Below are 12,231 nucleotides of genomic sequence, written 5' to 3'. Positions count from 1 at the left end.
AGGAGACTACCATGCGCCACGCCAATCGCGGCCGCAAGTTCAGCCGAACCGCTTCTCACCGTAAGGCTATGTTTGCCAACATGTCCGCCGCGCTGATCAAGCACGAGCAGATCGTTACCACGCTTCCCAAGGCCAAGGACCTGCGTCCGATCGTCGAGAAGCTCATCACCCTGGGCAAGCGCGGGGACCTGCACGCTCGCCGCCAGGCCATCGCACAGATCCGTGACGAGGCCCAGGTTGCCAAGCTCTTCGCCGTGCTCGGCCCGCGTTATGCCGAACGGCAGGGCGGTTACATCCGCATCCTGAAGGCCGGCTTCCGCTATGGCGACAATGCCCCGCTGGCCGTGATCGAGTTCGTTGATCGTGACGTCAATGCCAAGGGCCAGGATTCGGGTCCGGTGCAGTACACCGAAGACGAAGCCGAAGCGGCGTAAGTCGACACTATCTGCGAATTTTTCAACGGCTCCGGTTTCCGGGGCCGTTTCTTTTTGTCGAGAAATATTCAGCGTTCGTTTGCGCTCTGTGGCTAATCTGTGCACGGCAGATTGTGGGGTCGCGATGTTGGGATATTGGTTATTCGGCTCTCCGAGCATTTTATCCAATTTTCGGATTGACCAGATATTGTTGGGTTTTGGGGCCTTGTTCATGGTCGTGGGGGCTGGGTTGTTTTACTTCGGCACCATCGGTGAGGACTGGCCGACGGTAAATGCCCGAATTATGTCCGTTGAAAAGAAGTGTGAGCTGACGAGCGGTGGCGGTTATCGTCAGGCCTTGAGGCGGATTACGATACCCTGTGATCATGTGGATCAGTTCTTTTCCGACAATGGATCTGATCGTTGGTCGTTGTCGGAGCGGTGCCGGGGCAAGGTGCAGCTGCTTGGGGACAAGCAAACCACTCTTGTCATATTGGATTTGCCTGGCGGAAGTTCGGGTGCTGTTGTCGGAGGAGAATTCTCGATTTTGCAAAACCCCGAGAACCCGGCTCAGACGAGACGCATCGGTGACGGCATGACGTTTAAGGTCTCTGGTGGGCTACTCATGGCGCTTGGGGCGTTTTTGCTCGCCAATGTCTTTCTATGGCTTTAGGCGATCCCGAATAGGCAGGGGGTGTGATTGAAGCGCATTCTGGTCACCGGTGCTTCGGGGTTCGTCGCAAAGCATCTCATCGGACAGCTGCTTGCCGCCGGCTATTCGGTGCGTGGTACGGTGCGGGGGCAGGGTAAGGTGCCTGGGATTTGGTCCTCGGTCGCCGATCTCGCGCCTGGCCACGGTGGGCAGCTGGAGCTGGTCGACGCCGATCTTCTTTCCGAGGCGGGTTGGTCCGCAGCCATGGCAGACGTCGATGCGGTCATGCATGTCGCCGCGACAATCGTCGCTGAGGAGCCGCGTGACCCGGCCGTGGTGGTCCGGCCTGCGGTTGAGGGGACCGAGCGAGTGCTGCGTTTTGCTCATGCCGCCGGTATCACGCGCGTCATCATGACGTCGCCGATCGCTACCGTGGGTTATGGACACGGTCACGATCGTGGCATTCGGACCTATAGCGAAGCCGATTTCACCGATCTCGATGGCATGAAACGCTCCTGGGCCTATTGCATCGGCAAGACCCGCGCCGAGCGCGCTGCCTGGGCCTTTGCCGAGGCAAATGCGATGGCGCTGACCACGATCCATCCCGGCGCCATTCTCGGGCCCGCTACCGACGCCGACACCTCCATTTCCTTGGGCATGGTCACGGGCCTGCTCGATGGTTCGACGCCGGCCATGCCCAATATTGGCTTTGCCGTCAGCGATGTGCGCGATGTGGCGGCGATGCATGTGGCGGCGCTGCAAAAGCCGGAGAGCATCGGCCAGCGCTATCTGTGCACCTCGCCTTACACGCACTTCAAAGAGGTCGCGGTCATTTTGCGGCGGGCCTATCCCGACTACCCCGTGACGCTGAAGACGGTGCCCGATTGGATCGTTCGGCTTTTAGCCTTGTCCGGCGGTCCGGTCCGTCAAATCATCAATGATGTCGGCAACGAGAAGCACTATGACGGGCGCAAGGGCGCGGCGCTGCTTGGCCGATCCTATCGCAGTCCGGAAGAGGCCATTCTTGCCGCCGCGGAAAGCGCTATCCGGCTGGGCCTGGTCAAGCGAAAGGGTGCTTGAGACTCCAGGTGTCGTAGAGTGCGTTCAGTTCGCGCGTGCTACTGGCAAATACGGTGGGTTTTCCCGAGGCTGTGGCCATGTCACGATATTTGGCCACCGAATTGCGGGTGTGCCAGAGCCAGTGCAGCATTTTCCAGTTTACGCGGTCCTCGCCACCTTCGAGCCCGCCGGCGCGTTGCCGCTGGATCAATGTGCGGATGAAATAGCGGCGATAGCGGGTGAGGAGGGTGTCGGTGACGACGATAATTCCCGTGGCGCGTTCAATGCGCTGTGGCATGAGGCGGGTATAGTTGCCGTCCATGACCCAACCATCTCCCGTGATGGCCGCGTCATGCAGGGCCTGGAAATCCGCATCCGACCGCTCCTGCCAATTGGTGTTGGGCAAATGCTTGAGCTGGTCGAGATGGATGGCTGGCACGCCGAGTTTGTCGGATAGCGCCAGGGCGAGCGTCGACTTGCCGGCATTGGTCAGGCCCAGGATCATGATCCGGTGGCCGAGCGTTGCGAGGGGAGGAATGGTCTGCATTGTAGGCTCCCGCGCTTTGAGGTGGGCGGCGTTCATAGCGCCGTATTGTCTCGGTTGGAAGACGGGGCAGGGGGTGGCACATTGCGCCGCCTTGACGCTGGCCGCGGCGCCGTCCAAGGATGCGGCATGACGGCAAGGCCAGCAACCTACAGATGACAGCTTCGCAAAGTGACTGGCTCGACCAGCCTGCGGCGCCCGCAGCCGATGAGATCCTGCTTGTCGATGTCGGAGGCTATGAAGGTCCGCTGGACCTGCTGCTCGACCTGGCGCGGCGGCAGAAGGTCGATCTCGCCTCCATCTCCGTGCTCGCCCTGGCCGAGCAATATCTGCGCTTCATCGAAACAGTGCGTGAGCGACGAATCGAGGTGGCCGCCGACTATCTGGTAATGGCTGCCTGGCTGGCCTATCTCAAGAGCCGGCTGATGGTGCCGCAGGCCCCCAGCGACGACGAGCCGAGCGGCGAGATGCTCGCCGCCATGCTGCAATTCCGCCTCAAGCGCCTCGAGGCCATGCGCGATGCTGCCGCGCAATTGGTCAACCTGCCGCGCCTTGGTCGCGACGTGCATGCGAGGGGCGCCCCCGAAGGGATCAGCATTGCCCGCCGTGCCGTGTGGGAGGCCAGCCTCTATGACCTGCTCAAGGCCTATTCCAGCCAGCGCGAGCGCGGCATTGTCGCCGAATACACGCCTTTCGTGCGCAATGTCTGGTCCCTGCAGGAGGCGCGCGACCTGCTGCAACGGCTGATCGGCGACAGCCTCGAATGGGTTTCTCTGGACACGTATCTCATTCAATATCTCGCCAAGCCCAGCGAGCGCGCCACAGTCCGGGCTTCAACCTTCGCTTCCAGCCTCGAACTGGTGCGCCAGGGGGAGATCGACATCCGCCAGACCGAAACATTTGGGCCTATCCTGATGCGCCGACGCAGAAGCGAAGCGCCATGAGCCGGATGGATGACGACGAGGGTTGCTCGGTCCGCATGCGGCAATTGCGCATTGTCGAGGCACTGCTTTTTGCGTCGGCCGAGCCGATCTCCATTTCCGATATTGCCCCCTATCTTGGGGACGGTGCGGATGTGCGGGGTATTCTGGCCGAACTCGCTGAGCATTATGCCGGGCGCGGCGTCAATCTGGTGCGCCGGGGTGATGGCTGGGCGTTCCGAACGGCACAGGACCTCGGTTTCATCCTGCGCCGCGAAGAGCAGGAGACGCGGCCACTGTCCCGCGCCGCGCTCGAAACCCTGGCGATCATCGCCTATCACCAGCCCACCACCCGCGCCGAAATCGAAGAGGTGCGCGGGGTCAGTACGGGCAAGGGTACGCTCGACCTGTTGATGGAAGCCGGCTGGGTGCGCATGCGCGGCCGCCGTCGCACGCCGGGCCGACCGGTCACCTACGGCACGACAGAGGCCTTTCTCGACCACTTCGGGCTCGAGCGGCTGGGTGATCTGCCGGGGTTGGAAGATTTGAAGGGGGCAGGGCTGTTGTCCGGACGCCTGCCGCCCGATCTGCAGATACCCTTGCCCTTCGAAGGGGCGCTGCGCGAGGATGAAGACCCGCTCGATCCTGCCGATATCGGCGATATCGAGGATGAAGACGACGAAGAAGAACAGGAAGAGCACGAGTGAGCGCACAATCGTCCATGGTGGGGGAACTGCAGAGCTGGGGCACACGCGGTACGGCGGGCGTTTCCTTCGCGGCCACACTGGCCTTCGAGAATGTCTCGGTCGATCTCGGTGAGCGGCGCGTACTCGATGGCTTCGACCTCACGCTGCGGCCCGGCGAAATCGTCTGCCTCCTGGGAGAATCGGGTTCAGGCAAATCCACCGCCTTGCGCGTCGCCGCCGGCATCCAGCCGATTTCGAGCGGCGCGGTGCGCATCAATGGCGAGGTGATGTCGGTTCCCGGTCGCACCCTGCCGCCCAATCGGCGCGGCATCGGCCTGATGTTCCAGGATTTTGCGCTGTTTCCGCATCTGACGCTGCTGCAGAACGTGTTGTTCGGCCTGCGCCGGCTCGGCAAGGATGCAGCAGTGGCTCAAGCGCGACAGGCCCTGCGTCGCGTGGGCCTCGACGGGCGGGAAAGCGACTATCCACACCAGCTTTCCGGTGGCCAGCAGCAGCGCCTTGCCTTGGCGCGCAGCGTCGCCCCGCGACCCGGCGTGCTGCTGCTCGATGAACCCTTTTCCAGCCTCGATGCAAGGCTGCGTGAAACGGTCCGCGACGAAACCCTGGCGGTTCTGCGCGAGACTCGCGCCACGAGTCTCGTCGTTACGCACGACCCCGAAGAGGCCATGGTGATGGGCGACCGTGTGGCCCTCTTGCGCAAGGGCCGCATCGTGCAGATCGGCACCGCTGCTGAAATTTATCGTCATCCTGTCGATCTGGGCGCGGCACGCTTCTTCTCCCCCCTGGGTGAAATTGACGCAGAGGTGCGGAGCGGCGCTGCGCTCACCCCGCTGGGGCCGGTGACCACCGAGGGTTATGCCGATGGCGCCAGAGTCACCGTCGCCATCCGGCCCGCAGGCGGCGCCGATATCCGAGCCTCAGGGCCCGGAACGCCGGGGCGTATCGTCAGCAAGCGGGATGCCATCGGCATCGATATCTGTGAGGTCAAGGTTGCGGGCCTCGACGTGCCGATCGGGGTGCGTCAGCCGGCGGACAGTACTTTGGCTGTGGGCCAAGACGTGTTCGTGAGCTTGAATCGGGAACACGTTCTTGTGTTTGGACGAGATTAAACCTATTTCTCGGTCTATCTATCGCGTGTAACGCGTACCAAGAGTTTCAGGGAGATCACCATGCACGCGCCATCGATTTGGGGCATCCTCGTCGTTGCAGTCGTAGTCATTCTGCTTTTCGGCCGGGGCAAGATTTCCGGCATGATGGGTGAAGTGGCGTCTGGCATCAAAGCCTTCCAGAAGGGCATGCGCGACGACGACAAGCCGGCCGAGCGGGTCACCACCACTGCCGATATCGACGCGCGCGAAGTGGACAAGAGCAAGGACGCCTGAGCGCGCCCTTCTTCGTAACCTGAACTAACGGGCGGTTCGTCGCCCATCGGAGACCACTGCGATGCTCGGCCTAGGCTGGACAGAGATGCTGGTGATCGGCGTCGTCGCGCTGATCTTCATTGGCCCCAAGGACCTGCCCGTGGTCATGGGACGCATCGGCAAGGTCATGGGGCAGATCCGGCGCATGGGCAATGAGTTCCAGCGCGAGATCAACCGCACGACAGGGCTCGATGAAGTGCGCAATCTGCGCTCGTCCATTACCGATCCGCTGAAGAAAACCGCCGACGAGATCCGGCGCGAGTTCAACGCCATGACCCCGCAGGGCCCCAAGCCCACCGGCGTGTTGAAACAATCCGATCCCGAGGTCGAAAGCGTCGTGGATGATATCCTCGACAAGGCCGGTATGCCGCCGGCCAAGAAGACCAATGACGAGATCGCCGCCGAAGCCGGTTTCAAGCCGACCAAGGTTGCTGCCGAGCCGGTAAAGGCCGCGCGCACTACGCCACCGACCTTCCAGGATACTGCAACCGCCAAGGCTGCCAGCCCGAAGCCGGCAAAGCCTGCCGATGCGCCCAAGCCCGCCCGGAGGAAAGCGGCGCCCAAGGCCGTTACCGCCGAGGCCAAGCTGGTTGAGGCAAAGTCAGTAGCCGAAAAGCCTGCTGCTGCTGTCAAGGCTGAACCCAAGCGCGCTGCGCCACGCAAGAAGGCTGTTGCTGCTGACGTGCCGCCCGCCGAGACTGTCGCCACTCCGGCCAAGACGCCGCGCGCGCCGCGCAAGAAGCCCGCTGACGCGGCCGAAAAGAGCTGATCATGGCCGACATCACGCCCAAGCTTGAAGACAAGAGCAAGATCGATTCGGAAGACGAGCTGGCCGGCAGCGAAGCGCCGCTGCTCGAGCATTTGATCGAGCTGCGCAAGCGGTTGATCAACAGCGCCATCGCTATCGTGGTGCTGATGGTGATCTGCTTCCTGCTGGCTGGAAACATCTTTGATATCCTGCTCAACCCCTATCGTTCCATCTATGCGAATCCGGGCGACATGGAGCTGATCTACACGGCTCCGCAGGAATTCTTCTTCACCCAGCTGAACCTGGCCTTCTTTGGCGCCATTTTCCTCGGCTTTCCCTATATCGCCACGCAGATCTACGGCTTCGTTGCGCCCGGCCTTTACAAGCATGAGCGCAAGGCCCTGGTGCCTTACCTGATCGCGACCCCGATCTTCTTCCTGCTCGGCGCCGCGATGGTCTATTTCGTCGTGCTGCCCATGGCGCTCAATTTCTTCGCCGGCATGCAGACTGATGAGATCAAGCTTCTGGCCAAGGTGTCAGAATATCTCGGGTTGGCCATGACGCTGATCCTGGCCTTTGGCATCTGTTTCCAGTTGCCGGTGGTGCTGACCCTGCTGGCCCAGATCGATCTCGTCAATGTCGATCAGCTCAAGAAGGGCCGCCGCTACGCTATTGTCGGCATCTTGATTGTCGCCGCCTTCATCACCCCGCCCGACCCGATCTCCCAGATCGGCCTTGCCTTGCCGATGTATGGCCTCTACGAACTGTCCATTATTTCGGTGCGCTGGGTCCAGCGGCGGCGGGAAAAGGCGCTTGCCGCCGAAGCTGCTGCGTCTGGTACATCTTCCGAATAAGAGTGTGTCACGCTGCGGCGGGGCACAGTCCATGTGCTCGCGGCGCTGGCAGGCGTGCCCCGGGCATTATCCGAAGAGCCTGCGTCCAACCAGAGGCGGGCAGGGGCCCGTGACACACAATGTTCGATATCAAGTGGATCAGAGCTAACGCCGATGCTTTCGACGCTGCCATGGGGCGGCGCAAGAATGTGTCCGTCCGGTCCTCCGATCTCTTGGCTATCGATGATCGTCGCCGGGAAATCATTTCGCGGCTGAACGAGGCGCAGGAAAAGCGGAACACGCTCTCCAAGCAGGTTGGGCAGGCCAAGGCGCAGAAGGATGAGGCCAAGGCCGCCGAGCTGATGGCCGAAGTCGCGCGCCTCAAGGAATTCATTCCATCGGGCGAAGCCGAGGAACGCGCTGTCGAAAAAGAGTTGCGCGATGTGCTCTCGGCTATTCCCAACATGGCCTTTGAGGATGTGCCGGTCGGCGACGACGAAAGCGGCAATGTCGAATATTTCGGCCCCAATGGCTCGCCGGCGACGGCTGCACAGCAGCGTCCGGCCAAGCCGAGCTTCAGCTTCGCGCCCAAGGAGCATTTCGATATCGGCGTCGCCGAAAAGAACATGGACTTCGAGGCTGCCGCAAAGCTTTCGGGCAGCCGTTTCGTGGTGCTCAAGGGTCAGATCGCCCGGCTGGAACGCGCGCTTGGCCAGTTCATGCTCGACCTGCACACCACCGAATTCGGCTTCACCGAGGTGCAGCCCCCGGTGCTGGTGCGCGACGAGGCCATGTATGGCACCGGCCAGTTGCCCAAGTTCGATGGCGACTTCTTCTTTACCGAGCATGGCGACAGCCGGCTGGCGCTGATCCCCACTGCCGAAGTGCCGATGACCAATCTGGTGCGCGAATCCATTCTCGCCGAAGAAGAACTGCCGCTGCGCTTCACCGCGCTGACCCCGTGCTTCCGTTCGGAGGCCGGTTCTGCCGGGCGCGACACCCGCGGCATGCTGCGCCAGCATCAGTTCAACAAGGTCGAGCTTGTCGCCATCACCACGCCCGAGGAAGCGGTCAACGAGCATGAGCGCATGTTGCTGGCCGCCGAGACCGTGTTGCAGCGGCTGGGTCTGCATTACCGCGTCATGACCCTGTGCACCGGGGATCTCGGCTTCGGCGCCCGCAAGACCTATGACATCGAGGTCTGGCTGCCGGGGCAGGACACCTATCGCGAGATCTCCTCGGTTTCGGTTTGTGGGGATTTCCAGGCTCGTCGCATGGAGGCACGCTATCGCCCGTCCGGCGAAAAGCAGGCGCCGCGTTATGTGCACACGCTCAACGGTTCCGGCACCGCAGTCGGCCGCTGCCTGATCGCAGTGCTTGAAAACTACCAGCAGGAAGATGGCTCGGTGGTGATACCCGAGGCGCTGCGTCCCTATATGGGTGGCCTGACTTCCATCGGCGGTCGCTGACATGTCCCTGCGCATCCTCCTCACCAATGACGATGGCGTGGATGCGCCCGGTCTTGCCGTCATGCTCGAGATCGCCCGGGCGCTCTCAGACGATGTGTGGATCGTTGCTCCGGACGGCAATCAGTCCGGGGCAGGGCATCGCTTTACTTTTGGGCGCGAATTGTCGCTCGATGAGCGCGGGCCGCGTCGCTTTGCCGTGGTCGGTGGTTCTCCCGCCGACTGCGTTGTTGCCGGCATGACCCATGTTCTGGGCGACCGGCCCGCTGATCTCGTGCTCTCCGGGGTCAATGCCGGGCAGAATCTGGGCGATATCGTCAATTGCTCTGGAACGGCGGCCGGCGCGCGCGAAGGCGTGTTGCAGGGGGCCATCGGCATCGCCATGAGCCAGTCGATGGATTTCGAGGTCAGCCACACGCCGAACTGGTCGAATGCGCGGCGCTTTGGGGCTGAGGTGGTGCAAGCCATTCTCGCGGCCAAGCTCGAGGACGACGTGTTCTTCAACGTCAATTTCCCCTTCTGCGCCGAGACCGAGGTCACCGGCCTTGCCGCCGTAGCGCATCAGCGCTTTTCGCGGTCGCCGATCCGGCATTATCCCAGCGACAATGCGGGAAAATTCTTCATGGCGATTCCCGAGACCCCAATGCCGCTCGATCCGGCCGCCGATTTCGAAGTCTTGCGTCGCGGCAATGCCATCACGGTGACACCTTTTGCCTTGCAGCAAACCCACCAGGCCGCCTTGGCGCGCCTCGGCACGATCGCTCTCAAGGGCCAGTAAAGCGGCCTTGCATGGGGAAGGGCGGCGACCGGTGAATTTTTAACCTTACCTGCCGGTGAATCTACCCCTCGCGAATTTGCTCAAATCGCATCGGCTTTAAACTCGTCTTTACCTTACCGGCCTACTCTCACAATCAGTTGTTGAGTACCTGCGTACGAGTAAGCCGATGAGTATTCGCGCGTCCCTTAGGACATCCAGAAATGCTGTCGCGATGGCGGGTCTTGTCGTCGCTGCTGTTGGACTTTCGGGCTGTACCAGCCTGGGCAGTCGCACCTTCGGCGATAGTACGGTCACCAATTCGGTGGGCCAGTCGGCGCCGGCCACGCTCAATCAGCCCATGCCGCCCAGTCTGGGGGCACAGAATTCCACCCAGGTCGCTGAGCAGCGCTTCCTGCCTCCCGCCAGTGTTGGCGGCGGTTGGAACTCTCCGCCCATGCAGACAATGGCTCCGGCTCAGCCGGGCTTTGCGCAGCCCGTTGGGGCCGCGTCTCCGATCGCGCTGGGGGCGACCACGCCCTCCGTCCAGTCCCAGGATCTTCCTGTATTGAGTCCGTCCTCCTCGGGAACCCAAGCCATGCCCGCACAGCAGACCTTTGCCCCCTCCGCCCCCGCCCCGGCGATTGCAGCGCTGGGCGCCAATGCCGCCAGTTCGTCCCTGCCGGTCAACAGCAGCGTGCCGGTGGCCGCGATGCCGAATGCCGCCACGGCGGCCGGCTACACGCACACCATCGCCGGTGGCGAGTCGCTCTACACCATCGCCCGCAAATATGATGTGACCACTCAGTCCATTGTGCAGGCCAATGGCCTGAGTTCGCCCGACAAGATCGTGGTAGGTCAGCAGATCATCATTCCGGGCCGTTCGGACCTGATCCGCACGCCCGACAAGCCGGCCGCCGCCCCTGTCACCCAGGTTGCCAACGCCGGCACGCTTGCGGCGCCGACGCCGCTGGCAAAGCCGCAGAACAATGGCGCTTCCGCGCTGCAGACCGCCGCGACACCGGCGCCGGCCACGGTGCCTGTGGCGACGCCGCAGCCCACCGCTGCTCCGACCCAGGTTGCCAATACGCCGGCTGCCGAACCGGCCATGTCGGGGAATGACAAGTTCCGCTGGCCCGCCAGCGGCCGTGTGATCGTGGATTTTGCAGCCTCGCGTGGCACCGGTATCAATATCGATGTGCCGGAAGGGTCGACCGTCAAGGCGGCTGAGAATGGCACCGTCATCTATGTCGGCTCGGGCGTCGAGGGTTACGGCAACCTCATCCTCATCCGCCACCCGAACGGCTATGTCTCTGCCTATGCCCACCTCAAGGCGATGAGTGTCGCCAAGGGCGCGGTGGTCAATCGCGGCGATGCTATCGGCACGGTCGGCATGACCGGCTCGGTCTCCAAGCCGCAGCTCCACTTCGAACTGCGCAAGGGCGCCACTCCCGTCGACCCAATGCCGCTGCTCGCCAGCTGACCTTACGACCTCCAGAATGCAAAAAGGCCGGGCGTGGTGCCCCGGCCTTTTTTGTTTTTGGTGCGTGCGAAAGAATACCCCAACCTAACCTCCCCCTGCAGAAGGGGGAGAGACTGATCGAGTGCGCTGTACTCTAAATGAAACGCCTCTGCTCCTCCCCCTCCTATAGGGGGGAGGCCGCGTGGGGGCTTCTTGCAGCGCGTTAATTTGCCCTCGCCTAGACCACTTTTCCCTCTTCGCCCGCCAGCGTCCGCACCAGCTGAATAGCCACGCGACCCGAGCGCGAGCCGCGTGTCGCCGCCCATTCGATGGCGCGGGCGCGTAGCGTTTCGGCGTCGATGGCAAGCTCATAGAAGTCGGCATAGCCGGAGACCATCTCGAGATAGGTGTCCTGGCTCGAATTGTGGAAACCCAGCCACAGCCCGAAACGGTCGGAGAGCGATACCTTTTCCTCCACCGCCTCGCCGGGATTGATCGCCGTCGATTTCTCGTTCTCGATCATGTCGCGCGGCATCAGATGACGCCGATTTGATGTGGCGTAGAACAGCACATTGTCCGGCCGCCCTTCGAGCCCACCATCGAGAATGGTCTTGAGCGATTTGTAGCTGGTTTCGCCGGCATCGAAGCTGAGATCGTCGCAGAAGATGACGAAGCGCGCCGGCAGTCCCGCGATGATGCGCATCAATGCGGGGAGCGTCTCGAGGTCCTCGCGGGCGATCTCGATCAGCACCAGCCGTTCGAACCCCTCGCGCTGCTCGATGTCGGCATGGATGGCCTTGACCAGCGAACTCTTGCCCATGCCCCGGGCGCCCCAGAGCAAGGCGTTGTTGGCGCCATGGCCGCGCGCGAACTGCTCGGTATTCTTGAGCAGGATGTCTCGCACCGACTCAATTCCGCGCAGCATGTTGAGCGGCACGCGGCTGACTTTGGGGACCGGAAGCAGGGTGCCGCTTTCGCCTTGCCAGTGATAGGCATTGGCTTCCGCCAATGAAAACCTCTCGTTCTCTTGTTCCGACAACGCCAATGTAGCGGCGATTTCCTCAAGCGCATCGGCGATCCTGGCGAGGTAATCCTTGGTCTTCACCTGTGTCGTTCTCCCGTCTGGCGCGACATTTTCGCTGTCCCGATTGGCTTTGCAATCAGCAATGCCCAACTGTATAGTCCGCGCGATTTTGGCCGGGGTGCAAGTGCACGAGACCCTAATTGCGTCCAGTGCGCTTTGACGACGATG

At 62.3% G+C, this 12,231-nt stretch carries 14 protein-coding genes; 12 read left to right on the top strand and 2 right to left on the bottom strand.

Annotated elements, in window-relative coordinates:
* Window positions 1-11: 11 nt before the first annotated feature.
* The 3 genes from rplQ (at window position 12) to DEVEQU_RS16820 (ending at window position 2,145) form a co-directional block, all read left to right on the top strand.
* Window positions 12-434, top strand: a complete 423-nt coding sequence (rplQ, locus tag DEVEQU_RS16830) for a 50S ribosomal protein L17 (protein WP_126151765.1) — start codon at window positions 12-14, stop codon at window positions 432-434.
* A 124-nt stretch (window positions 435-558) separates the two neighbouring features.
* Window positions 559-1,086 carry a hypothetical protein gene (locus DEVEQU_RS16825; RefSeq protein WP_126151764.1) on the top strand — a complete coding sequence of 176 codons (528 nt, stop codon included), beginning with the start codon at window positions 559-561 and terminating at the stop codon, window positions 1,084-1,086.
* Between the two features lie 27 nt (window positions 1,087-1,113).
* On the top strand, window positions 1,114-2,145 hold the full coding sequence (locus DEVEQU_RS16820; RefSeq protein WP_126151763.1) for an NAD-dependent epimerase/dehydratase family protein: 1,032 nt from the start codon (window positions 1,114-1,116) through the stop codon (window positions 2,143-2,145).
* Here DEVEQU_RS16820 and DEVEQU_RS16815 read toward each other — a convergent pair.
* Window positions 2,126-2,671, bottom strand: a complete 546-nt coding sequence (locus tag DEVEQU_RS16815) for a P-loop NTPase family protein (RefSeq protein ID WP_223214278.1) — start codon at window positions 2,669-2,671, stop codon at window positions 2,126-2,128. The genes DEVEQU_RS16820 and DEVEQU_RS16815 overlap by 20 nt on opposite strands.
* A 152-nt stretch (window positions 2,672-2,823) precedes the next feature.
* Between DEVEQU_RS16815 and DEVEQU_RS16810 the strand changes: the two genes are divergently transcribed.
* The 9 genes from DEVEQU_RS16810 to DEVEQU_RS16770 all read left to right on the top strand — a co-directional run bounded on the left by DEVEQU_RS16810 (window position 2,824) and on the right by DEVEQU_RS16770 (window position 11,000).
* Entirely contained in the window at window positions 2,824-3,612 is a 789-nt protein-coding gene (locus DEVEQU_RS16810) for a segregation and condensation protein A (RefSeq protein WP_206437875.1), read from the top strand.
* Window positions 3,609-4,295, top strand: coding sequence for an SMC-Scp complex subunit ScpB (gene scpB / locus DEVEQU_RS16805; RefSeq protein WP_126151761.1), 687 nt, complete (start codon window positions 3,609-3,611; stop codon window positions 4,293-4,295). The genes DEVEQU_RS16810 and scpB overlap by 4 nt, the downstream gene beginning before the upstream one ends.
* Window positions 4,292-5,404 (top strand): ABC transporter ATP-binding protein, encoded by a 1,113-nt coding sequence (locus tag DEVEQU_RS16800; RefSeq protein WP_223214277.1) that lies wholly within the window; start codon window positions 4,292-4,294, stop codon window positions 5,402-5,404. Before scpB ends, DEVEQU_RS16800 begins: the two co-directional genes overlap by 4 nt.
* Window positions 5,405-5,464: 60 nt before the next feature.
* Window positions 5,465-5,677: a twin-arginine translocase TatA/TatE family subunit gene (locus tag DEVEQU_RS16795; protein WP_126151760.1), complete on the top strand. Its 213-nt coding sequence runs from the start codon at window positions 5,465-5,467 to the stop codon at window positions 5,675-5,677.
* Window positions 5,678-5,738: 61 nt separating this feature from the next.
* Complete coding sequence (gene tatB, locus DEVEQU_RS16790; RefSeq protein ID WP_126151759.1) at window positions 5,739-6,485, top strand: Sec-independent protein translocase protein TatB; 747 nt, start codon at window positions 5,739-5,741, stop codon at window positions 6,483-6,485.
* A gap of 2 nt (window positions 6,486-6,487) precedes the next feature.
* Complete coding sequence (gene tatC / locus DEVEQU_RS16785; RefSeq protein ID WP_126151758.1) at window positions 6,488-7,318, top strand: twin-arginine translocase subunit TatC; 831 nt, start codon at window positions 6,488-6,490, stop codon at window positions 7,316-7,318.
* A gap of 119 nt (window positions 7,319-7,437) precedes the next feature.
* Window positions 7,438-8,766 carry a serine--tRNA ligase gene (gene serS, locus DEVEQU_RS16780; protein ID WP_126151757.1) on the top strand — a complete coding sequence of 443 codons (1,329 nt, stop codon included), beginning with the start codon at window positions 7,438-7,440 and terminating at the stop codon, window positions 8,764-8,766.
* Between the two features lies 1 nt (window position 8,767).
* Window positions 8,768-9,541: a 5'/3'-nucleotidase SurE gene (surE, locus tag DEVEQU_RS16775; protein ID WP_126151756.1), complete on the top strand. Its 774-nt coding sequence runs from the start codon at window positions 8,768-8,770 to the stop codon at window positions 9,539-9,541.
* Window positions 9,542-9,752: 211 nt separating this feature from the next.
* Window positions 9,753-11,000 (top strand): M23 family metallopeptidase, encoded by a 1,248-nt coding sequence (locus DEVEQU_RS16770; protein WP_164550465.1) that lies wholly within the window; start codon window positions 9,753-9,755, stop codon window positions 10,998-11,000.
* Window positions 11,001-11,217: 217 nt separating this feature from the next.
* On the opposite strand, the gene DEVEQU_RS16765 is transcribed toward DEVEQU_RS16770, so the two are convergent.
* Window positions 11,218-12,084: an ATP-binding protein gene (locus DEVEQU_RS16765; RefSeq protein ID WP_126151754.1), complete on the bottom strand. Its 867-nt coding sequence runs from the start codon at window positions 12,082-12,084 to the stop codon at window positions 11,218-11,220.
* Window positions 12,085-12,231: the final 147 nt, after the last annotated feature.

Origin of the sequence: Devosia equisanguinis, assembly GCF_900631955.1 — a bacterium.
GTDB classification, from domain to species: domain Bacteria; phylum Pseudomonadota; class Alphaproteobacteria; order Rhizobiales; family Devosiaceae; genus Devosia; species Devosia equisanguinis.
This window is presented reverse-complemented; position numbering and strand designations above follow the sequence as displayed.

Bases quoted from the DNA above. Each gene is read 5' to 3' on its own strand.
- rplQ (WP_126151765.1), top strand. From the start codon at position 12: ATGCGCCACGCCAATCGCGGCCGCAAGTTCAGCCGAACCGCTTCTCAC.
- DEVEQU_RS16825 (WP_126151764.1), top strand. From the start codon at position 559: ATGTTGGGATATTGGTTATTCGGCTCTCCGAGCATTTTATCCAATTTT.
- DEVEQU_RS16815 (WP_223214278.1), bottom strand. From the start codon at position 2,671: ATGCAGACCATTCCTCCCCTCGCAACGCTCGGCCACCGGATCATGATC.
- DEVEQU_RS16810 (WP_206437875.1), top strand. From the start codon at position 2,824: ATGACAGCTTCGCAAAGTGACTGGCTCGACCAGCCTGCGGCGCCCGCA.
- scpB (WP_126151761.1), top strand. From the start codon at position 3,609: ATGAGCCGGATGGATGACGACGAGGGTTGCTCGGTCCGCATGCGGCAA.
- DEVEQU_RS16795 (WP_126151760.1), top strand. From the start codon at position 5,465: ATGCACGCGCCATCGATTTGGGGCATCCTCGTCGTTGCAGTCGTAGTC.
- tatB (WP_126151759.1), top strand. From the start codon at position 5,739: ATGCTCGGCCTAGGCTGGACAGAGATGCTGGTGATCGGCGTCGTCGCG.
- tatC (WP_126151758.1), top strand. From the start codon at position 6,488: ATGGCCGACATCACGCCCAAGCTTGAAGACAAGAGCAAGATCGATTCG.
- serS (WP_126151757.1), top strand. From the start codon at position 7,438: ATGTTCGATATCAAGTGGATCAGAGCTAACGCCGATGCTTTCGACGCT.
- surE (WP_126151756.1), top strand. From the start codon at position 8,768: ATGTCCCTGCGCATCCTCCTCACCAATGACGATGGCGTGGATGCGCCC.
- DEVEQU_RS16770 (WP_164550465.1), top strand. From the start codon at position 9,753: ATGGCGGGTCTTGTCGTCGCTGCTGTTGGACTTTCGGGCTGTACCAGC.